Below are 21,886 nucleotides of genomic sequence, written 5' to 3'. Positions count from 1 at the left end.
CATGATTAAAAACTCCAATGACATCGGTTTTATCCATGATATCAGCAGCCTAGATAAGCTTCGTCAGAAAGCCGTGAGCGGCAAAGAAGGCGATGATGATGCGGCATTACGCGCTGCCGCTCGTCAGTTCGAATCTATCTTTACTTCTATGATGTTAAAGTCGATGCGCGACGCGAATACTCATTTTGAATCAGACCTGACCAATAGCCAAAACGGTCAATTTTACCGTCAAATGCTTGATGAGCAGATGTCGAGTGAGTTGAGTGCCAATGGTTCTCTAGGATTAGCAGATATGATCGTCGCTCAGCTTGGTGCAGCACGTTCACCAGAAGCGCATGCTGCAGCGGGCAGTGAAATCCGTATGCGTAATGAAGCGTTCGACACGTCACTTAATCTCCCTTACGATGAAGCAAAAGCTCGTAATACCGCGAAATCACTGGGCCTAGACGGAGCCCCGGTTGCTCAGCCTGTTGATTTTAAGACACCACAAAACTTCGTCGAGTCTTTGAAACCATACGCGGACAGAGCAGCTCAGTCGTTAGGGGTGGATTCATCGTTATTATTAGCGCAAGCGGCTTTAGAGACTGGTTGGGGGCAAAAAGTCGTCAACAACAGTAAGGGCAGCAGTAACAACCTATTTAATATTAAGGCTGACAGAAGTTGGCATGGCGATAAGGTCGCAACGCAGACACTGGAATACCATCAAAATGTACCTGTGCAAGAGCGTGCAGCATTCCGTTCTTACAACTCGTATGAAGACAGTTTCAACGACTATGTGAAGTTCCTTAATGAGAATCCACGTTATCAGTCGGCATTGAATGGTAACCAAGGTTCTGAACGCTTCATTCGAGATATTCATCAAGCTGGATATGCGACAGATCCAAACTATGCGGACAAAGTGTTGCGCGTTAAGGCGCAAATCGATGATATGTCACTTTAACGGCTATCGATAGTTCTACTGATCTCATTAATCCCGGCAAATCGCCGGGATTGTTCTCACTACCTTCATCTTTTTCTCTTCATCCTTATCTTTTTTAGTGCCAAGCTCAGCGGCAAAGATACTCTGGCATATATATTGCAAATTAAACGGCAGCGTGGCGTAACTTGTGGATTTAGTTAGGCTAATTTTGGTTTTTTGGAGGCGATATGGCGTCAGATCTTCTGAACTTAGGTGCGCAAAGCGTACTGACAGCTCAGAGACAGTTAAACACGACTGGTCATAACATTTCTAATGCAAATACAGAAGGTTACAGCCGACAATCTGTTATACAGGGGACGAATGCCCCGAGACAGTTTGGTGGTCAAACCTACGGTATGGGAGTGCATGTGGAAAATGTTCGCCGCTCGTGGGATCAGTTTGCCGTCAAAGAACTCAACATGGCAACGACTCAGGTGAATTATCGCAACGAAAACCTGACTAACCTCGATATGATGTCGGGGATGTTGTCGTCTATGTCGTCTAAAAAGGTGCCTGAAAGTCTTAACGACTGGTTTGATGCTGTAAAAACATTGGCCGACACCCCCAATGATATTGGTGCGCGTAAAGTCGTACTTGATAAAGCCAACCTGATTCGTCAATCGATGAATGATTTCCACGATACGGTTCGTGAACAGCGAGACAACGTCAACAAGAAACTCGAAGTGAGTGTTGAGCGAGTGAACCAAATCGGTATCGAAATTCGTGATATTCACCGCTTAATGATGCGCTCGCCTGGTCCACATAACGATCTGATGGATAAGCATGAATCGTTAATCAAAGAGTTGTCCGAATACACCAAAGTGACGGTGACGCCTCGCAGGAACGCTGAGGGCTTCAACGTTCATATTGGTAATGGTCATACTTTGGTATCGGGTACAGAAGCCAGTCAGTTGAAGATGATTGATGGATTCCCAGATACTCACCAGCACCGCCTTGCGATTGTTGAAGGTAAAGGCATTAAACCAATTACCAGCGATGACATTGGCGGACGCTTAGAAAGTATGTTTGAAACTCGTGACAAAGAGATTCCATACGTTCTGGATGAGCTCGGTCGTCTCTCTATCGCTTTTTCTGAAAAAGTGAATGAATTGCAAGGGCAAGGGCTTGATTTGAATGGTCAAGTCGGACAAAACCTGTTCGCGGATGTCAATACTCTCGCGTTTGCCAAAGCAAGGGTCGTTGCACCAGTCAACTCAAGTGCCGACGTGGCAGTGTTTATTGATGATACCTCACAACTTAAGGGTGGAGAGTATTCATTGAAATTTGACGGTGCTAATTACCATGTGACCAACTCAGATGGTGTGACTCAGTCTTTCTCCGGCCCGAGCATGCAACTAGATGGTATTCGAGTTGAAATTGGTAATCCGCCTGCTGTAGGCGAGAAGCTTTTGCTACGTCCGACGAGAGACGGTGCAGCCAATATGAAAATGACGACTAACGACCCAAAAGCCATAGCAGCACAGAGCTTTGAAGCCTCAACTACGTTTGCGCAGGGTGATGCCAAATTTAAAGTCTCGTCAGTGGGCAGTTTGAAAGAATTTGAAGTGGTGGTATCGCCAACAGGGACGGAATTTGCCGTCACTGACAAAAGCGGCAACGTATTATTGAGCCCAACGCCTTATCCTCCGACTGGTCCGGTGACGGTACTTGGCACCACGTTCGAGCTCAGTGACGGAGCGATGGCAAATGACAAGTTCACCGCTAACCTCAATCCGGCAGAGGGTGATAACGGTAACTTGAGAAAAATGCTGCATATTCAGACCGATAAATCGATGAATGATGGCGACTCGACGGTCATTGATATCTATCACAACTTAAATACCGATGTGGGTTTGAAAGCCTCGACGGCGACTCGTTTGCAGGAAGTCGCTGAGCTTGAGCATGAAAACGCGCAAAGCCGTGTAGCGTCTATTTCGGGTGTGAACCTCGATGAAGAAGCGGCCAATATGATGAAGTTTCAGCAAGCGTACATGGCGTCTTCTCGAGTGATGCAGGCGGCAAATGAAACCTTCGATACTATTTTGCAGCTAAGGTAAGGAGCTAGATTATGATGAATCGAATCTCTAGTTTTCATAATTACCAAACGGTGCAAAATGATATGCGCCGCCAAGAAAACAAAATTCATGAAAACCATGCACAGCTCGCCTCTGGTAAACAGCTGCAAAAGCCAGCGGACTCACCACTAGCGACGCATTATTTGCAAAAACTTAAACAGCAGACGCAGCAGTTGGACCAGTACGACAGTGCCATCACGTTGTCGAGAAATCGCCTTGAGCATCAAGAAGTCATGCTCGGTGAGACAGAGCAGTTTGCCGACAATGCAAAACGCTTAACGATGCAAGCAATCAACGGTGCGCTTTCTCCTGAAGACCGTGAAGCAAAAGCACGTGAAATAGAGGAGTTGGCAAAGAACTTTCTCGCGCTTGCGAATACCCGTGATGAATCGGGTAACTATAGCTTTGCTGGCACAAAACCTAAGACTCAACCATTTTTCGTCGATGGGGAAGGGCGTATTTCTTACGCTGGCGATGACTATCAACGCAAAATGCGCATTGCAGCAAGTCTAGAAGTGGCTACGAGCGATCCTGGTAGCAAGCTGTTTATGGAGATTGATAACCCACTTGGGGATTACAAAGCCAATTATCAGCTGCAAAAAGGCTCAGAATTACTACTTGAAAAAGCCACCAACAGTAATGCAAACGACAACAGTACATACAAAGTGACGTTTGTGGATATGGGTAATCAGCAATTTGGTTATCAGCTTGAACAGAACAATACGGTTGTTGCTGCGGGTAATTTTGACCCGAGCCAAGGCATTCAATTCCAAGGGCTCAACATTCAGACTAAAGGTCAAATTACACCAGGGGACGCGATTGAAATTGAGCCTCAAAAAACATTTAGCGTGTTTGATACGTTTAATGATGCGGTGTATTGGATGGATAACGATGTAGCCGATGCCTCAGCCAGTGCTCAGCTTCATCAGGTCACTGAGCAGTTTCACGCGGCATTTTTGCACTTAACTAGCTCGCGTACCGATGTTGGGGTAAGGCTTAACAGTCTTGATACCCAACAATCGCAGCATGAAGATTTTAAAATTTCGATTGCCCGTTCTAAAAGTAATTTTGAGGATCTCGATTACTCAAAAGCGGTCATCGATTTTGAAGAGAACTCACGAGCATTACAGGCTTCACAGCTTGCGTTTGGAAAAACCAAGGACCTGACGTTATTTAATTATCTATAGTGATAGTTTGGCACCTCGGTTGCCGCATGAGCATTGCCATGTGTGCAGAGGTGAAAGCGTTGGGTGGCAATCTTAAGCCACTTTGGATGCACTAACGAGATCTTGTCATACGCTGGCTCAATGAATGGGCTTTAATGTATTGATTTATAATTAAATGTATTAGTTGGCATAGAAAATGCTAAACATGAATACAAAGTACCCGATTACGGGCTAACTCGATAAATAAGCACTTTAGATACTCCACCTGATACGGGGTATTAGGTGGGCGTAGTAACAATATTGAATTAACAATGTTTGTTATTAAGTGAGCCTACTTGAAGCTTGCGAACTCAATTAGGAGAGCATAATGGCAGTAACAGTAAGTACAAACGTTTCGGCTATGACAGCCCAACGCTATCTGAACAAATCCAGCGATGCGCTAAATACCTCAATGGAGCGTTTGTCGTCTGGTCACAAGATCAATAGCGCACGAGACGATGCTGCAGGTTTGCAGATCTCGAACCGACTAACAGCGCAATCACGTGGTCTTGATGTGGCAATGCGCAATGCGAACGACGGTATTTCGATTGCACAGACTGCGGAAGGTGCCATGAATGAGTCAACCAGCATCTTGCAACGCATGCGTGACCTGGCGATTCAATCGGCAAATGGTACTAACTCTCCTGCTGAGCGTGTTGCAATTAATGAAGAATCTAATGCACTTCAAGCGGAGCTAAACCGTATAGCAGAGACTACCTCATTTGGTGGCCGTCGTTTGCTCAATGGCAGCTTCGGAGAAGCGTCATTCCAAATCGGTGCTAACTCAGGTGAAGCCTTAATTATGGGACTAACCAGTATTCGTGCAGATGATTTCCGTATGGGCGGGACCACATATACTGCAAACAACGGTAAAGACGCTGATTGGCGTGTTGATAATACGAATAACCAGTTGGATATTAGCTTTACGACCAAATCTGGCGAAGCAGTAGCTATCAACATCACTGCGAAGCAAGGCGATGATATTGAGCAGTTAGCAACGTACATTAATGGTCAGTCTGACAAGATTAGCGCTTCTGTAGGAGATAATGGTGAGCTTCAAGTGTTTGTCGCAGAACCTGACATTGACCTAAACCAGTCTGTGACGATTGGTGGTTCGTTAGCTACAGATTTAGACTTACAAACCGCGTCTGCTGCTCAGTCTACAGTGCAAGATATTGACATGACTTCAGTCGCCGGATCGCAAAACGCTATCTCGATTATCGATTCTGCGCTTAAGTATGTGGATTCACAACGTGCAGATTTGGGTGCGAAGCAGAACCGCTTAAGCCACAGCATCAACAACTTAGCGAACGTTCAAGAGAATGTTGATGCGTCAAACAGCCGAATCAAAGATACCGACTTTGCTAAAGAGACAACCGAAATGACCAAGAACCAGATTCTACAACAAGCTGGTACGTCAATTTTGGCACAAGCAAAACAGTTGCCTAACTCAGCGATGTCTCTACTACAATAGAGATAGTGTCCGAGTTCTAAGTGACAGGAACATAAGCCAGACGTGGCAATAAATTTCCTGTTGCTTGGCAAACATACTTTGTGATGTGTTGAGGCTCTCTCTCTCAACCTGCCTCAATACGGCATCAAAGTATGTAGGTTAGCTAGGGTGTGTTTATTTCTCTCTGATCTCCGCACGCTTCTAGTCGCCACCCAGCCCCAGTTCTCTCAAAGGAAAAGGGGCTTTTTCTTTTCTTAAGATCCACAACTCACCCCTAGCAAATTCAGCAAAATCACAGTGTTTCGGCGGCATTTCGTTAAACTTTAATCTTTTCTTTTCAATTTTCCGTTAACTGCTCAAATCCTAATCAAACGGATGTTTTCTTTTGTTTTTTCGAGTTTTTTTCTAAAGGTTTTTTCGCTCGCGTCGTTAAAAGATTAACTTTGAGAGAACTACTTGGTTTTCCGAGACGTCGGAAACCGCTACACCGGAAAATCAATTGGAGAAACAACATGGCAGTGAATGTAAATACTAACGTATCAGCGATGACGGCTCAGCGTTACTTAAACAATGCAAGTCAAGCGCAAGCAACATCAATGGAGCGTTTGTCTTCAGGTCATAAAATCAACAGTGCGAAAGACGACGCAGCGGGTCTACAAATTTCGAACCGTTTGAACGTTCAAAGCCGTGGTCTTGATGTGGCAGTGCGCAACGCGAACGATGGTATCTCTATCGCTCAAACAGCTGAAGGCGCGATGAACGAGACAACGAACATCTTGCAACGTATGCGTGACCTATCACTGCAATCCGCAAACGGCTCAAACTCAAAAGCAGAGCGTGTGGCAATTCAAGAAGAAGTGACGGCGCTGAACAACGAACTAAACCGTATCGCTGAAACCACAGCATTTGGTGGTAACCGTCTACTTAACGGTACTTACGGTACCCAGTCATTCCAAATCGGTTCAAACAATGGTGAAGCAGTGATGCTAAGCCTGAAAGATATGCGCTCAGACAACAGCGGCATGGGTGGTTCGGTTTACCAAGCAGCAAACGCCAAAGATAAAGATTGGTCAGTGGCAGCAAACTCAACACTGACAATCGACATGAACGACAGCGCGGGTAACGCTATGACAACGCTGACGATTAACGCCAAACAAGGCGACGACATTGAGCAGCTAGCGACGTACATCAATGGTCAAACTGACCTAGTGCAAGCGTCTGTAGATGAAGATGGCGCTCTACAAGTATTCGCGAGCAACAATAAAGACATCGACAGCGCATCATTAAGCTTCGGTGGTACGCTAGCGGGTTCAGGTGAGCTAGACATGTCAGGTGCAGCGGCAGCAGCAACAGTTAACGATATTGATGTCACGTCAGTAGGTGGCGCTCAGGAGTCCGTTGCGATTCTGGACTCAGCGATGAAGTATGTGGATAGTCACCGTGCAGAGCTTGGTGCTTTCCAAAACCGCTTCAACCACGCTATCAACAACCTAGACAACATCAATGAGAATGTGAACGCGTCGAAGAGCCGTATCAAAGACACGGACTTCGCGAAAGAGACGACATCGATGACGAAGAATCAAATTCTATCGCAAGCTTCAAGTTCGATTTTGGCACAAGCGAAACAAGCGCCAAACGCAGCATTGAGCCTACTAGGCTAAGCATTGCCTCAGATGACAAATAACAAACCAGAGCTTCGGCTCTGGTTTTTTTTCATTTGGCTTTAGAGCGTTGCAAACACAACTATCCTCCATTCGAATCTCCGATCTAAATCACATTTATCCAATCAATTGAATTAATAGTAAAAAAAACGCCAATTTGTTCTAAAGCTTCTAAATTTATCGCCGTTACAGGGATTGAGAGAAATAAAATCGGATGTGCCAATGTGAGGTGAGAGACACAGAGGCCATCTATCCTAAATGCCTAAGGAGATCAGTATGGCAATTAATGTAAACACGAATGTGTCTGCAATGACTGCTCAGCGTTATCTGAATAACGCAGCAGAGAACACACAAAAATCAATGGAACGCTTGTCTTCAGGCTACAAAATCAACAGTGCGAAAGACGATGCAGCAGGTCTGCAAATCGCGAACCGATTGAATGTTCAAAGCCGCGGCTTAGATATGGCTGTAAAAAACGCAAACGATGGTATCTCTATTGCACAGACAGCTGAAGGTGCGATGGATGAAACAACTAACATCCTACAACGTATGCGTGACCTATCTCTACAATCTGCAAACGGCTCTAACTCAAAAGCAGAGCGTGTAGCAATTCAAGAAGAAGTGACAGCGCTTAATGACGAGCTAAACCGTATCGCGGAAACCACGTCTTTTGGTGGCAACCGTCTTCTAAATGGTACATATGGTACACAGTCGTTCCAAATCGGTTCTAACAGTGGCGAAGCGGTTATGCTGAGCATGAACGATATGCGCTCTGATAATGCTCAAATGGGCGGTTCTTCTTATAAAGCGGCTAACGCGAAAGATGAAAGCTGGACAGTTGCAGCGGGTGCGACCTTAACGATTGACCTAGATGATAAAGCGGGTAACGCAATGACTCAGATTGCTATCACTGGTAAAGAAGGTGATGATATCGAGCAACTTGCAACCTACATCAATGGTCAAACAGACCAAGTTCAAGCATCTGTTGATGAAGACGGTGCTCTGCAAATCTTCGCAAGCAGCAACGGCGAAGCTGATAGTGCTTCACTAACGTTCGGTGGTTCACTAGCGGGCGGTTCTGAGCTTGACCTCTCTGGTGCAGCAAGCGCGGTATCAGTTAATGACATCAATGTTACTTCTGTAGGTGGTGCACAAGAATCAGTAGCTATTCTAGATGCGGCGCTAAAATACGTAGACAGTAACCGTGCAGAACTTGGTGCGTTCCAAAACCGCTTCAATCACGCAATCAATAACTTAGATAATATCAACGAAAACGTTAATGCATCTAAGAGCCGTATCGAAGATACCGATTACGCGAAAGAAACGACGGCAATGACCAAGAACCAAATCCTGCAGCAAGCGAGTACTTCAATTCTAGCTCAAGCGAAGCAATCGCCATCAGCTGCACTTAGCCTACTAGGCTAAAAAAGGCTTACACCTTAGGCAAGTGTGTTGGTGATAGGGTTACTCTATCACCAACTTCCAATTTCAAGCTTATTGCTCAACTAGTTTTACCCCAGTTGGAGTTGGACAATAGAGAAGGTTAGAAACGGGAGAACGAAAGTGGATATCTCATCCTACGCGTCGAACATTCAGCCTTTTGCCTCTTCTAGTGGCACAGAACTTGCTTCGAGAAATACTAACAAAACAACACCGTCAGTTGATACCGATAAAGGCTCACAGCCGAAAAAGGTCAATGAACTGAGAACGGCGGAAAGTGTGGAGTTTTCTAGCCAGAAAACTTCCGAATTGATTCAGAAAATTGCGACCGAGCGTCATGACCTCAATCAGGCAGAACGTGAAAATATGGTCAAACGTCTTGATGAGTTTCTCACCTCAATGAATACGGGATTATCGTTTCGAAGAGATGAAGAATCAGGGCGCGACATCATTACTGTTTATGCGAAAGACAGCGGTGAGATCATTCGTCAGTTTCCAGATCAAGAGCTTCTCGACGTACTAAAGCGTGTTGAAAAACATGGCGCACTCAGCATTGATATGTTGGTGTAGTCGCATCACTAAGATGCAATAGTATTAAATTCGAAGTGGTTTGGTGAATATGGGCCCGATAGGGATGTCTTCAGGCATGGATATCAATTCCATGGTGAGCAAAATAGTCGATGCTGAGCGGATTCCGAAACAGCAACGTCTCGACTATGAGCGTAGCAAAATTGATACCGGTATAAGTGCCTACGGACGACTCAAAGAGTCACTAGATACGATGAAAAATCTTATGGCAAGCTTTCGCCAGGAGAAGGCGTTTGCGCTGAGAAGCGTCAACACCTCCGAAGAAAGCGTTGTCACGGCAACAGCATCTACTGATGCTATTGCTGGCAAATACGCTGTCGATGTATTGCAGCTTGCTCAAAGCCATAAAATCGCTTCGGATGCTATTCCTGAAGATACGAAGTTTGGTCCAGGTAAGCTGCAAATTTCAATGGGTGATGACAGCTTTGATATTTCCCTTCGCAGTAATTCTCGTTTAACCGACGTAGTTCGTGCCATTAACGGCGCGAGTGACAACCCCGGTGTACGCGCATCTATCGTTAAAGACATCAATGGTCCTAGACTCATTGTGGCGGCCAACCAATCAGGGGCTGAACATGCCTTGTTAATTGCTGTGGACGCTGAGCCCGGCAACGATCTCTATCGATTCGAATATAAAACTATTGAGCAGCGCGTTAAGGCATTGGAGCAAGCTCAGGCTGATGCTTTAGCTTTACTGGATGTTCCATCCTCTGAGGAAAATGACGCTAAGAAAGTAGACGAGGTGAATGAAGCTACTGCTAATGAGCCTTTGGAAGAGGAAAGCGCCAATGGTGAGCAAAGCGCAGAATCTGTCGCGCAAGAGGCAACATCTGGCCGCCCTGAAGACACTATTCCCGGTTGGACAGAAACTGCATCAGGAACCTTAATGGATTCCTATCAAGCGCCAGAGCCGGAGCTTGATCAAAAAGCATTAGAGAAATCGGGTGAAGTCCCGGGTTGGAGTAATACAGCCTCGGGCACTTTGACCGACTCTTATGTAACGCCAAGTGAAGCACAAGCTCAGCTAGAGCAAGAATTGGCCGATGAAAAAGCGGCCATTGCCCAAGCTGTTGCTGACGGTGATATGACCGAAGCGGAGGCCAAGCAACTAGAGCGTGCCAAGCTATCACCTGAAGAACGTGAGCGTTTAGAAAAAGTAGAATCAGTTCAAGCTGAACTTGCCGAAGCACAGCGATCGCTGCAAATCTACAATGGCATGTCACAAGTCCAAGCAGCGCAAGATTCAAAGGTCATACTCGACGGTATTGCTGAGCTATCAAGTCACAATAATGTCATTGAAGGTGCCATTGAAGGCGTGGATTTAACGTTGAAAGGCACGACCAAGCAAGGGGATCGTCCAGCTGAAATTGGTGTGGAATATGACCGCGCTAGTGTGCGTGCTGATATTGAACAATTTGTTGCCGCCTACAACCAGTTTTATCAAGTGTCCAAAGAGCTTTCTAGTGCAGACCCCACAACTGGGCAAACCGGCCCATTGGCGGGAGATAGTGTGGTGAGAAGTGCGGACTCGCGTTTGAAAAGTGTCTTTTCATCAGCGGTAGAAGGTGCCCCTGAAGGGTTAGAGACCTTAACTGAGTTTGGTGTCACTACGACGCGCCAAGGTAATCTCGAAATAAACTATCAAATGCTCGATAAGCAGTTGAATAATAACTTCAACAAGCTAGGCGAGTTTTTCGGCGGTAATAACGGATTTGCCAAACGCGTCGAAGATGCTATTCACAGTATGACCGGTGCTACCGGGACGATCCGTACTCGAGAGCAAAGCTTAGTTGAACAAAATTATCGACTGAATGACCAACAGGTCAATTTAGACCGCCGCATGGATAGCCTACAGAAACGAACTCACGACAAATTTGCCGCCATGCAAGACGCTACTGGAAAGATGCAGTCACAATTAGCAGGCATGATGAGTGCGATGGGGGGATAAGCTGATGTCGAAAGTAGGGTCTACTAATTGAGCATATTCAATCAATTAGGTGATTTGGATCACCGTTTACAATCTGTTTTAGAAAATGATGAGTTGGATACTGAAGAAATTCACCTTCTGGTCGATAAAAGAGAACAGATAATCACGAAGTTAATAGCCGCTTGCCAAAGGAATCCGAACCTAAAGCAGAGTGATGAGTGGCTGCAAGTGGAACAGTCGACACGTCGAATTGCGACCCATATGCAAACCAAAACGGATCAATTGGGACTGGAACTTAGAAAGTACCGACATGGTAGAAAGTCCCTACAGCAGTACCAAAAATTTATTTGAGAGGATAGTGATGCGTGGTTCATTACAAGCATATAAGAAAGTATCTGTAGACAGCCAATTGAGTGCTGCGTCACCGCACAAAGTTATCCAAATGCTAATGGGTGGTGCGATAGAAAGACTGATTCAAGCCAAGGCAGCGATGGAACAAGGCAATGTGCCTGTGAAAGGCGAGCGTATCGGCAAAGCTCTAGATATCATCATTGCACTACGTAGTTGCTTGTCTATGGATGATGGCGGCGACATTGCTAAAAACCTCGACCAGTTGTATGAATTCATGATTGCGCAAATCACAACGGCTAATCACGAAAATAACCCAAAACCAATTGATGATGTGATAGAGATCATACGAGAGATAAAATCTGCTTGGGATCAAATTCCTAGTGATTACCACAACTTAACAGCACAAGAAGTTGGAATCTAAGCGGAATTAACCTCTTAAAGTCAACGTGACAAAGTTGCTATATCAGAATAATGTCAATAGAATAGACGCCATTCCCAGCCTAATGGCGTTTTTTTATATCTAACCACTTGTTTTATAAATTGCTTGTCAATTTTATAAGGTGTTTTTTGGCTTTTGTTAGCTCGGCGTAAAATTGACGAGTGACAAAAAATTGACGCCTCTGTGGTTGGTTTTGATCAAGGCATAATTCCTGACTCATGCAAGGCTTAGCTAAACTTCTTGTTATTGCTGATGATCCGCAAATTCGCACTAATCTAAACACCATTTTGGAGTTTGTTGGTGAGCATTGTGTGGCGATTCCATCTACAGACATAAACCAAATCGATTGGTCCCAGACGTGGTCGGGTTGCATCGTAGGTGCTTTGGAAAGCCCAAATCTATCTCAAGTCTTGTTATCGCAGCTTTCGCTGTCTAATCATGTTCCTTTGCTGGTGACGAGTGAATTTACCGGCGCGGTTGAGCCACTTTCCAACTTTGTTGGTGAGTTAGAACTCCCTCTCAACTACCCTCAGCTAAGTGATGCGCTGCGTCATTGTCGCGAGTTTTTGGGGCGTAAAGGCGTTCAGGTTCCGTCGAATCTTCGTAAAAATACGCTATTTCGTAGTTTAGTTGGACAAAGTCCTGGCATACAGGAAGTTCGTCATTTGATTGAACAGGTCTCTGGTTCGGAAGCGAACGTGTTGATTCTGGGCGAGTCAGGCACGGGTAAGGAAGTTGTAGCTCGCAACATCCACTACCATTCAACTCGTCGTAGTGGGCCGTTTGTTCCAGTGAACTGCGGAGCGATTCCGCCGGACTTGCTAGAAAGTGAGTTGTTTGGTCATGAGAAAGGCGCCTTTACGGGGGCGATTACTTCTCGTAAAGGGCGTTTTGAGCTTGCCGATGGCGGTACCTTATTCCTTGACGAAATTGGTGATATGCCAATGCCGATGCAGGTCAAGTTACTTCGCGTATTGCAAGAGCGCGTGTTTGAACGCGTTGGCGGCAGTAGCGTGATTAAAGCCAATGTTCGCATTGTTGCCGCAACGCACCGCGATCTTGAAAGCATGATCCAACAGGGTGACTTCCGCGAAGACTTGTTCTATCGCTTAAATGTTTTTCCAATTGAAATGCCATCGCTTCGAGAGCGCAAAGAAGACATCCCTCTGTTGTTGCAAGAACTGCTAGCGCGTATGGAGGCAGAAGGTGGGCAACCTATCTGTTTCGCCCCTCGTTCCGTTAATTCGTTAATGGAACATGATTGGCCAGGTAACGTTCGTGAACTTGCCAACCTCGTTGAACGTATGGTGATCTTGTATCCAAATAGCTTGGTGGATGTGAATCATCTTCCGGTTAAATACCGCTATAGTGATATCCCAGAATTCCAGCCAGAAATGAATGCGTTCAAAACGATTGAAGAACAAGAGCGTGATGCATTAGACAGTATATTCGCGGAGAACTTTACCTTTGAAGAGCCTGAACTGGAAAGTCACAATGCACCTCAATCGTTACCTCCTGAAGGTGTTAACCTGAAAGAAATGTTGGCCGACCTCGAAGTGAACATGATTAGCCAAGCTTTGGATGCTCAAGAAGGCATCGTTGCTCGTGCTGCTGATATGCTCGGTATGCGTCGTACCACCCTTGTTGAAAAAATGCGTAAGTATAACTTACACCGCTAGATTGGAGCTGTTTGTGATGTGATTTAAGTCACGCTCAATTTGCTATGACAATTTATTGACGCGATTAACTTGTTGAAATATATAGACTTAAGCCCGGCATGCTTTTTGCATTTTCGGGCTTAAGTCTTTTATGGACTACGTATTTCTGCGAGTCGTATTGAGAAGGAACATCTCGTAAATGGATCAGTTGGCAACGGGCGAATCACAACAAGATGAGCAATCAAGCTCACACTTAGATTCCTTGGAATCGCAAGTAGAACGATATCAGCAGGTTATAGAAGCGATGCCTGCAGGTGTCATTTTGTTGGATACACAAGGTGTGGTCAGGGAAGCGAACCCAGAAGCGCACCGTATTCTCGATATTCCCCTTGTTGGCCAAAAATGGTTTCATCTGATTCAAGTGGTTTTTGACCCCAAAGAAGATGATGGTCATGAGGTCTCTTTACGCAATGGCCGCAAGGTTCGATTGGCTATTTCCGCTTCCTCAACTGGACAGTTGATTCTCATTACTGACCTCACTGAAACGCGCTTGCTGCAATCAAGAGTCAGCGATTTACAGCGCTTATCATCTTTGGGAAGAATGGTTGCTTCACTCGCACATCAAGTTCGCACGCCGTTATCCAGTGCTATGTTGTATGCCTCTAACCTTGGTGCGCCTAACCTTCCACAACCTACTCGTGAACGCTTTCAAATCAAATTGGTCGACAGACTTCATGATCTTGAGAAGCAGGTTAATGACATGCTGTTGTTTGCAAAGGGGGGCGACAATAAGGTCATAAAGCCATTTACCCTAAAACAACTGGTGGATGAGTATCAGCCGATGGTCGAGACCACACTAAAAAGCAACAACATCGATTATTGTTTAGAAGTAGAGCAAGACGAAGTAGCGCTGCTGGGTAATGTTAATGCGGTTGCCTCTGCCTTGAGTAACCTTGTACTTAATGCCGTGCAAATTGCTGGTAAAGGGTCGCAATTGGATGTGTTTTTCCGTCCAGTTAATAACGAATTAAAAATCTCTGTCCAAGATAGCGGGCCAGGCGTACCTGCTGAACTGCAACAGAAAATAATGGAACCGTTTTTCACTACTCGTTCACAAGGCACGGGTCTTGGTCTTGCGGTAGTGCAAATGGTTTGCCGTGCTCATGAAGGACGGCTTGAATTGATATCAGAAGAGGATGATGGCGCATGTTTTACCATGTGCTTGCCATTGGCAACGTCATCTCAAGAAGTAACAAATGAAGGAATAAGCTGATGGCTCAAAGCAAAGTACTTATCGTAGAGGATGATGAAGGTCTTCGCGAAGCTCTCGTCGATACATTGGCCCTTGCAGGTTATGAGTGGGTGGAAGCCGATTGCGCTGAAGATGCTCTAGTGAAGCTCAAAACTCAGCCGGTAGATATTGTTGTTTCCGATGTACAGATGGCGGGGATGGGTGGTTTAGCACTCCTGCGAAACATTAAGCAGCATTGGCCCAATTTGCCTGTGTTGTTAATGACAGCTTATGCCAACATTGAAGATGCCGTCGCAGCCATGAAGGAAGGTGCGATTGATTACATGGCGAAACCTTTTGCGCCGGAAGTGTTGTTGAATATGGTCAGTCGTTATGCGCCAGTGAAGTCAGATGATAATGGTGATGCGATTGTTGCGGATGCTAAGAGTATTCAACTGCTTACTTTGGCTGAAAAAGTTGCTAAGACTGACGCCAGTGTCATGGTGCTGGGGCCAAGTGGCTCAGGTAAAGAAGTCATGTCACGCTATATCCATAACAAATCGCTACGTGCGGACGGTCCTTTTGTCGCAATCAACTGTGCGGCGATTCCAGACAACATGTTAGAAGCGACCCTATTTGGCTATGAGAAAGGGGCGTTTACCGGCGCTATTCAAGCCTGTCCGGGGAAATTTGAACAAGCTCAAGGTGGCACCATTTTGCTTGATGAGATCAGTGAAATGGATTTAAACCTTCAAGCTAAATTACTTCGCGTACTACAAGAGCGTGAGGTAGAGCGGTTAGGTAGTCGTAAAAGCATTGCGTTAGACGTTCGAGTATTGGCGACCAGTAACCGTGATCTTAAACAATATGTTCAGGAAGGTAACTTCCGTGAAGACCTATATTATCGCTTAAATGTGTTCCCAATTGCGTGGCCAGCTCTTTGTGATCGTTCTGGAGATATTGCGCCTTTAGCCCGTCATCTAACCGAGCGCCACTGTAAGAAATTGGGAATGCCAGTGCCAGAATTTGGTCAGGCAGCATTAGCAAAACTCATGAGCTATCCGTGGCCGGGTAACGTTCGCGAGCTAGATAATGTGGTGCAACGAGCTTTGATCTTATGTGACGAGTCAACCATCTGCGCTGAGCACATTCTATTAGAAGGTGTGGACTGGCAAGACGCATCGAGCTTACAACAAGTGGTGTCGAGCCCTGAGCAAGTTGCACCGGAGATCGCTCCTGTTGCTCAGGTTTCAAGTGACGTCATGGGTCGCAGTGCAGCATCGAGCGAAGGCTTGGGTGGTGAACTTCGTGATCAAGAGTTTTCAATTATTTTGGAGACGCTGAAAGAGTGCGAAGGTCGCCGTAAAGAAATGGCGGAGAAACTTGGTATTAGCCCACGAACCTTACGCTATAAGTTAGCGAAGATGCGCGATGCTGGTATTGAGATCCCGAGCTAAGATGTGTCCTAAAGTGTTGGTTTAGAGCTAACACTTTAGGTTTAAACCATGGCATAATTTTTGCAATTTTCAGGAAAGAATCAAGATATTGTAAGGACACTGTCAAAAGATTGACGGCGATTGATAAAGCATGAAAGTAGACGGATTACACAATGAAATGCAGACCATGATGTTGGAAGCGGCCAACTCTAAGCCTGCAGCAAACGCCCATCAGGTTGGTGCTAACTTTGGCGACATGCTTTCTCAAGCGGTGAACAACGTGAATGGTCTTCAAAAATCATCCGGTGATCTGCAAATGCGTTTTGACCGAGGGGACGCTGATGTCTCTCTTTCTGATGTCATGATCGCTCGAAACAAGTCTAGCGTCGCCTTTGAAGCAACCATTCAAGTGAGAAATAAGCTTGTAGAAGCCTATAAAGAACTCATGAATATGCCCGTTTAATCTAGGTAGTAAAAAGTAGTGGCTCAAGAAAATCAATCGACAGACGTAGCGTTAATGGATAGTGGCTCAGATACCGCAATGGTGACGAGCTCAGACATCGCAGCAGAAAGTCAAAATCCAGACATCAACGAGAAAAGCAGCTCTAAGTTTGACTTAGCCGTAGGCGATCTCGATCTTCTCAGACAAATCGTCCTAGTTCTGTCTATCTCTATTTGTGTGGCGCTCATCGTGATGTTGTTCTTCTGGGTTAAAGAGCCAGAGATGCGCCCGTTAGGCGTATATGAGACCGAAGAGCTTATTCCAGTTCTTGATTATCTTGACCAAAAGAAAGTGCAATACAAGTTAGAAGGTAATGCGCTGAGTGTTCCTGCGAGTGAATACAATAACCTCAAACTTGATATGGTGCGTGCAGGAATAAACCGCGCATCAAATACCGGTGACGATATCCTGATGCAGGATATGGGATTTGGTGTTTCTCAGCGTCTTGAACAAGAACGTCTTAAGCTAAGCCGCGAAAGGCAACTAGGCAAAGCTATCGAGCAGATGAAGCAAGTGCGCACCGCTCGTGTACTTTTGGCACTGCCAAAACAAAGTGTTTTTGTTCGCCATAATCAAGAAGCATCCGCTTCAGTCTTTCTCACCCTAGCCACAGGCGCTGTATTAAGGCAGCAAGAAGTTGACTCCGTTGTGGATATGGTGGCGAGCGCCGTTCCGGGCATGAAGCCATCACGTATTACCGTTACTGATCAGCACGGTCGCCTATTGAGTTCGGGCTCTCAAGATGCTGCTTCTATGGCGCGTCGAAAAGAGCAAGAACTAGAGCAAAATCAAGAACAAGCGTTACGTGAGAAAATTGATTCGGTATTGATTCCGATTCTTGGCTTAGGTAACTACACCGCTCAAGTTGATATTGAACTCGACTTTAGCGCCGTTGAGCAAACGCGCAAGCGCTTTGACCCGAATACGCCAGCAACTCGAAGTGAATATACCTTAGAAGACTACAACAACGGTAATGTTGTGGCTGGTGTACCGGGTGCACTTAGTAACCAGCCGCCCGCTGACGCCTCTATTCCTACTGATGTCGCACAAATGAAAGATGGCTCGATCATGGGGCAAGGTTCAGTTCACAAAGAAGCGACACGTAACTTCGAACTCGATACCACGATTAGTCACGAGCGCAAACAAAGCGGTGTAGTAAATCGCCAGACCGTAGCGGTTGCAATAAAAAACCGTTCAAGCGTGAACCCAGATACTGGTGAGGTCACTTACCAGCCGCGTTCAGAGAGTGAACTGGCGGCAATTCGACAAGTACTTATCGGTGCTGTTGGTTTTAATGAAAACCGTGGTGATTTACTCAATGTTTTGAGTATGACGTTTGAAGAGCCTACGGCCGATCTATTACCGGATGTACCAATTTGGGAGCACCCTAATTTCAATGATTGGATTCGCTGGTTTGCGAGTGCCTTGGTGATCATCGTCGTGGTCTTTGTTCTAATTAGACCAGCAATGAAGAAGCTGCTTAACCCAGCAGCTCAGGAAGAAGACGACCAGCTTTATGGCCCGGATGGTCTGCCGCTTGGCGCCGACGGCGAAACCAGCTTGATTGGTACTGATATTGACGGCAGTGAGTTGTTCGAATTTAGTACCGGTATTGACCTACCAAACCTACACAAAGACGAAGATGTGCTTAAAGCAGTACGAGCTCTGGTGGCGAATGAGCCGGAACTCGCGGCACAAGTTGTTAAAAATTGGATGGCTGAAAACTAATGGCAAACGAGATCGTGGCAGCAAATGGCGGCCAACTTGCAGAAACCAGTGTCGACATTTCTAGCATTGGCGGAGATGAAAAAGCGGCTATTTTGCTACTCAGTTTGAATGAATCCGATGCGGCCAGCATCATTCGTCATCTTGAACCTAAACAAGTTCAGCGTGTGGGTAGTGCCATGGCGAAAGCCAGCGATCTGAGCCAAGACAAAGTGGGGGCGGTTCACCGCGCCTTCTTAGAAGATATCCAGAAGTACACCAATATTGGTATGGGTAGCGAAGACTTCATGCGCAATACCTTGGTAGCTGCATTAGGTGAAGATAAAGCCAACAACCTTGTGGACCAAATCCTTCTGGGAACAGGCTCCAAAGGTTTGGATTCATTGAAATGGATGGATCCGCGTCAAGTTGCCAGCATCATTGTTAACGAACACCCACAAATTCAAACCATCGTACTTTCTTACTTGGAAGCTGATCAATCAGCAGAAATTCTTTCTCAGTTCCCTGAGAGAGTTCGTCTTGATTTGATGATGCGTATTGCGAACTTGGAAGAAGTTCAGCCGTCTGCTTTAGCAGAACTGAACGAAATTATGGAGAAGCAGTTCGCAGGCCAAGCAGGCGCTCAAGCCGCGAAAATTGGCGGCCTGAAGGCGGCTGCGGAGATCATGAACTACCTCGACAACAACGTCGAAGGGATTCTTATGGATCAAATTCGCGACCAAGACGAAGATATGGCGACTCAGATTCAAGATCTTATGTTTGTATTCGAGAACCTTATCGAAGTGGACGACCAAGGTATCCAAAAGCTGCTTAGAGATGTACCGCAAGACGTGTTGCAACGTGCTCTTAAAGGCGCCGATGATGCGCTTAAAGAGAAGATTTTCGATAACATGTCGAAACGTGCTGCTGACATGATGCGTGAAGATATTGAGGCGATGCCACCTGTGCGTGTTGCTGATGTAGAAACGGCACAGAAAGAAATTCTCACGATTGCTAGACGAATGGCGGACAACGGTGAGCTGATGCTTTCTGGTGGCGCAGATGAGTTCCTATAAAAACTCATAACATATTCATTTGGAAAACTTTCTTAAGAATAAAAGGGAAGGCTTGATGTCTGGAGAGAGAAAACGTGGCTTTTTGCGTCCGTCAGAAGACAATACCATAGAGTCAGCTCATTCTTGGGGGTTACCAGATTACACCTCACAAACTAATCAACATGCCAAAGAGACCGCGCTTAACTACGATCCTAGTTGGGCTCCTCTAGAAGAAGCACCAGCTGAAGAAGAGCCTTTGATGCTCACTGAAGAGCAGATTGAGCAGATCAAACAGGGTGCTTATCAAGAAGGCTTGTTCCAAGGCCAAGAAGCCGGTTTTAAACAAGGCTACGACAAAGGCAAGGAAGAGGGAACTCAAGCAGGACATGCCGAGGGACTTGAGTTAGGCAAAGCAGAAGGCGTTGCCGCTGGTGAAGAGTACATTAAGCAGCAGGTTGAAGTCTTCATGAACATGGCGAACCAATTTGCTCAACCGTTAGAGCTAATGAACAACCAAGTTGAAAAGCAATTGGTCGACATGGTGCTCGCGTTGGCCAAGGAAGTGGTGCATGTTGAGGTACAAACCAATCCGCAAGTCATTCTCGATACCGTCAAGCAATCGGTCGACGCGTTACCGATTGTTGGCCATGCAATTACGTTAAAACTCCATCCGGCTGATGTTGATATTATCCGTGCCGCTTATGGTGATGAAGAGCTTGATATTCGCAATTGGACGCTTGTTATTGAACCGTCACTCAATCGTGGTGATGTATTTATCGAAGCGGGTGAATCGAGCGTGAGTTACAAACTCGAAGAGCGTGTGAAAAGCGTATTACAAAGTTTTTGTGGAACCAATCGCCATCAGGGAGGCGAGTGATGCAAGCACTTGCCGAGCGACTGGCCAATTACAAAGTTGAAGGGCATAAGTCTCGCGCGATTGCTTCTGGCAAACTGGTTCGTGTTGTTGGATTAACACTCGAAGCCATCGGTTGCAAAGCACCCATTGGTAGTGTCTGTAAAGTGGAAACCATGCACGGCGAAATGGACGCCGAAGTGGTAGGTTTCTCCGGTGAACACTTGTATCTAATGCCAAGTGAACAGATTACCGGAGTTCTTCCTGGCGCTCGGGTAACGCCAATGACTTCTGATGCTGGACTTCCAGTAGGAATGGAACTACTCGGTCGAGTGATTGATGGAGTGGGAAACCCGCTTGATGGACTGGGTGAGATCTATACTGACCAACGCGCGTCGTTCAATGCTGAACCTATCAACCCGCTAGCGCGTAAACCCATCTCTGAACCACTTGATGTTGGTCTTAAAGCCATTAATGGCTTATTGACCGTTGGCAAAGGTCAGCGTATTGGTCTTTTTGCAGGTTCAGGTGTTGGTAAGTCGGTCACGCTAGGTATGATGACTCGTGGTACGACGGCACAAGTGGTTGTGGTGGGACTGATTGGTGAACGTGGCCGAGAAGTTAAAGAATTTATCGAAGAGATTCTAGGGACATCGGGTCGTGAGCGTTCGGTGGTCGTTGCAGCACCAGCTGATGCGTCACCACTTATGCGCCTGAAGGGCTGTCAAACCGCTTTAACCATTGCCGAGTATTTCCGTGATCAAGGGCTCGATGTCTTACTTCTGATGGATTCATTAACTCGTTTTGCGCAGGCGCAGCGTGAGATTGCGCTTTCAGTAGGTGAGCCACCGGCAACCAAAGGTTATCCGCCATCGGTCTTTGCCAAGCTCCCCGCTTTAGTTGAGCGAGCGGGCAACGGTGATGTGAATCAGGGCTCCATTACTGCATTCTTCACTGTGCTTACTGAAGGGGATGATTTACAGGATCCTATCGCTGATGCGGCGAGGGCGATTTTGGATGGTCATATCGTTCTGTCTCGTGAAATGGCAGATGCTGGTCACTATCCAGCCATTGATGTGGAAAAATCGGTGAGTCGTGTTATGCCACAAATCACGGATGATCAGCATGTACTAATGTCTAAAGCTGTTAGGCAGGTGCTATCGGTTTGTCGCAAAAATCAAGATCTGGTATCCATAGGCGCTTACAAACCGGGAACTGACCCTGCTATTGATAGCGCCTTTACGCTGAAACCTAAGCTTGACCAGTACTTGCAACAAAGTATGCGTGAAACGGTGCCATACGATATGTGTTTGGGTATGCTTAAACAACTGTTGCAGGTAAACTGATTCG

At 46.1% G+C, this 21,886-nt stretch carries 18 protein-coding genes; all 18 read left to right on the top strand.

All coding sequences use genetic code 11. The annotated features are described in order from the left end of the window. The first annotated feature begins 1 nt into the window (after position 1). The 18 genes from flgJ to fliI all read left to right on the top strand — a co-directional run bounded on the left by flgJ (position 2) and on the right by fliI (position 21,882). Complete coding sequence (gene flgJ, locus MMA19_RS18075; protein WP_240206867.1) at positions 2 to 940, top strand: flagellar assembly peptidoglycan hydrolase FlgJ; 939 nt, start codon at positions 2 to 4, stop codon at positions 938 to 940. A gap of 206 nt (positions 941 to 1,146) precedes the next feature. Continuing rightward, positions 1,147 to 3,015, top strand: a complete 1,869-nt coding sequence (gene flgK, locus MMA19_RS18070) for a flagellar hook-associated protein FlgK (protein WP_171393127.1) — start codon at positions 1,147 to 1,149, stop codon at positions 3,013 to 3,015. 11 nt (positions 3,016 to 3,026) lie between these two features. Beyond that, on the top strand, positions 3,027 to 4,220 hold the full coding sequence (flgL, locus tag MMA19_RS18065; protein WP_088876026.1) for a flagellar hook-associated protein FlgL: 1,194 nt from the start codon (positions 3,027 to 3,029) through the stop codon (positions 4,218 to 4,220). Positions 4,221 to 4,566: 346 nt separating this feature from the next. Beyond that, a complete protein-coding gene (locus tag MMA19_RS18060; RefSeq protein ID WP_038224925.1) occupies positions 4,567 to 5,712 on the top strand; it encodes a flagellin in 1,146 nt (381 codons plus the stop codon). Between the two features lie 491 nt (positions 5,713 to 6,203). Continuing rightward, positions 6,204 to 7,352, top strand: coding sequence for a flagellin (locus MMA19_RS18055; protein ID WP_240206865.1), 1,149 nt, complete (start codon positions 6,204 to 6,206; stop codon positions 7,350 to 7,352). 276 nt (positions 7,353 to 7,628) lie between these two features. Continuing rightward, positions 7,629 to 8,777, top strand: coding sequence for a flagellin (locus MMA19_RS18050; RefSeq protein WP_038229343.1), 1,149 nt, complete (start codon positions 7,629 to 7,631; stop codon positions 8,775 to 8,777). Between the two features lie 138 nt (positions 8,778 to 8,915). Continuing rightward, positions 8,916 to 9,362 carry a flagellar protein FlaG gene (locus MMA19_RS18045; RefSeq protein WP_239920668.1) on the top strand — a complete coding sequence of 149 codons (447 nt, stop codon included), beginning with the start codon at positions 8,916 to 8,918 and terminating at the stop codon, positions 9,360 to 9,362. 43 nt (positions 9,363 to 9,405) lie between these two features. After that, complete coding sequence (gene fliD / locus MMA19_RS18040) at positions 9,406 to 11,328, top strand: flagellar filament capping protein FliD (RefSeq protein WP_240206863.1); 1,923 nt, start codon at positions 9,406 to 9,408, stop codon at positions 11,326 to 11,328. 27 nt (positions 11,329 to 11,355) lie between these two features. Next, a complete protein-coding gene (locus MMA19_RS18035) occupies positions 11,356 to 11,658 on the top strand; it encodes a flagellar protein FliT (RefSeq protein WP_006069956.1) in 303 nt (100 codons plus the stop codon). Between the two features lie 10 nt (positions 11,659 to 11,668). After that, complete coding sequence (fliS, locus tag MMA19_RS18030) at positions 11,669 to 12,079, top strand: flagellar export chaperone FliS (RefSeq protein WP_006069957.1); 411 nt, start codon at positions 11,669 to 11,671, stop codon at positions 12,077 to 12,079. 236 nt (positions 12,080 to 12,315) lie between these two features. Next, the gene (locus MMA19_RS18025; protein ID WP_006069958.1) at positions 12,316 to 13,776 is read left to right on the top strand and encodes a sigma-54 dependent transcriptional regulator; all 1,461 of its coding nucleotides are present in this window, start codon (positions 12,316 to 12,318) and stop codon (positions 13,774 to 13,776) included. 178 nt (positions 13,777 to 13,954) lie between these two features. Then, positions 13,955 to 15,028 carry an ATP-binding protein gene (locus MMA19_RS18020; protein ID WP_006069959.1) on the top strand — a complete coding sequence of 358 codons (1,074 nt, stop codon included), beginning with the start codon at positions 13,955 to 13,957 and terminating at the stop codon, positions 15,026 to 15,028. After that, positions 15,028 to 16,443 carry a sigma-54 dependent transcriptional regulator gene (locus MMA19_RS18015; protein ID WP_006069960.1) on the top strand — a complete coding sequence of 472 codons (1,416 nt, stop codon included), beginning with the start codon at positions 15,028 to 15,030 and terminating at the stop codon, positions 16,441 to 16,443. The genes MMA19_RS18020 and MMA19_RS18015 overlap by 1 nt, the downstream gene beginning before the upstream one ends. Positions 16,444 to 16,573: 130 nt before the next feature. Next, positions 16,574 to 16,885, top strand: coding sequence for a flagellar hook-basal body complex protein FliE (gene fliE / locus MMA19_RS18010; RefSeq protein ID WP_006069961.1), 312 nt, complete (start codon positions 16,574 to 16,576; stop codon positions 16,883 to 16,885). Positions 16,886 to 16,903: 18 nt separating this feature from the next. Further along, positions 16,904 to 18,652 carry a flagellar basal-body MS-ring/collar protein FliF gene (fliF, locus tag MMA19_RS18005; RefSeq protein ID WP_198558134.1) on the top strand — a complete coding sequence of 583 codons (1,749 nt, stop codon included), beginning with the start codon at positions 16,904 to 16,906 and terminating at the stop codon, positions 18,650 to 18,652. Continuing rightward, complete coding sequence (gene fliG / locus MMA19_RS18000) at positions 18,652 to 19,704, top strand: flagellar motor switch protein FliG (RefSeq protein ID WP_006069963.1); 1,053 nt, start codon at positions 18,652 to 18,654, stop codon at positions 19,702 to 19,704. Before fliF ends, fliG begins: the two co-directional genes overlap by 1 nt. Positions 19,705 to 19,759: 55 nt before the next feature. Then, positions 19,760 to 20,560: a flagellar assembly protein FliH gene (fliH, locus tag MMA19_RS17995; protein ID WP_240206861.1), complete on the top strand. Its 801-nt coding sequence runs from the start codon at positions 19,760 to 19,762 to the stop codon at positions 20,558 to 20,560. Continuing rightward, entirely contained in the window at positions 20,560 to 21,882 is a 1,323-nt protein-coding gene (gene fliI, locus MMA19_RS17990; RefSeq protein WP_236111408.1) for a flagellar protein export ATPase FliI, read from the top strand. The genes fliH and fliI overlap by 1 nt, the downstream gene beginning before the upstream one ends. Positions 21,883 to 21,886 lie beyond the last annotated feature (4 nt).

It is taken from the genome of Vibrio sp. CyArs1 (assembly GCF_022432925.1).
Taxonomy (GTDB): domain Bacteria; phylum Pseudomonadota; class Gammaproteobacteria; order Enterobacterales; family Vibrionaceae; genus Vibrio; species Vibrio mediterranei.
The sequence above is the reverse complement of the archived record's forward strand: the minus strand, read 5'-3'. Positions and strand labels throughout refer to the sequence as shown.

Excerpts from the sequence above, each read along its gene's own strand:
- MMA19_RS18015 (WP_006069960.1), top strand. The coding sequence starts at position 15,028 with ATGGCTCAAAGCAAAGTACTTATCGTAGAGGATGATGAAGGTCTTCGC.
- MMA19_RS18025 (WP_006069958.1), top strand. The coding sequence starts at position 12,316 with ATGCAAGGCTTAGCTAAACTTCTTGTTATTGCTGATGATCCGCAAATT.
- fliG (WP_006069963.1), top strand. The coding sequence starts at position 18,652 with ATGGCAAACGAGATCGTGGCAGCAAATGGCGGCCAACTTGCAGAAACC.
- MMA19_RS18060 (WP_038224925.1), top strand. The coding sequence starts at position 4,567 with ATGGCAGTAACAGTAAGTACAAACGTTTCGGCTATGACAGCCCAACGC.
- MMA19_RS18020 (WP_006069959.1), top strand. The coding sequence starts at position 13,955 with ATGGATCAGTTGGCAACGGGCGAATCACAACAAGATGAGCAATCAAGC.
- MMA19_RS18050 (WP_038229343.1), top strand. The coding sequence starts at position 7,629 with ATGGCAATTAATGTAAACACGAATGTGTCTGCAATGACTGCTCAGCGT.
- fliI (WP_236111408.1), top strand. The coding sequence starts at position 20,560 with ATGCAAGCACTTGCCGAGCGACTGGCCAATTACAAAGTTGAAGGGCAT.
- fliS (WP_006069957.1), top strand. The coding sequence starts at position 11,669 with ATGCGTGGTTCATTACAAGCATATAAGAAAGTATCTGTAGACAGCCAA.
- flgL (WP_088876026.1), top strand. The coding sequence starts at position 3,027 with ATGATGAATCGAATCTCTAGTTTTCATAATTACCAAACGGTGCAAAAT.
- flgJ (WP_240206867.1), top strand. The coding sequence starts at position 2 with ATGATTAAAAACTCCAATGACATCGGTTTTATCCATGATATCAGCAGC.
- MMA19_RS18055 (WP_240206865.1), top strand. The coding sequence starts at position 6,204 with ATGGCAGTGAATGTAAATACTAACGTATCAGCGATGACGGCTCAGCGT.
- fliH (WP_240206861.1), top strand. The coding sequence starts at position 19,760 with ATGTCTGGAGAGAGAAAACGTGGCTTTTTGCGTCCGTCAGAAGACAAT.
- fliE (WP_006069961.1), top strand. The coding sequence starts at position 16,574 with ATGAAAGTAGACGGATTACACAATGAAATGCAGACCATGATGTTGGAA.
- flgK (WP_171393127.1), top strand. The coding sequence starts at position 1,147 with ATGGCGTCAGATCTTCTGAACTTAGGTGCGCAAAGCGTACTGACAGCT.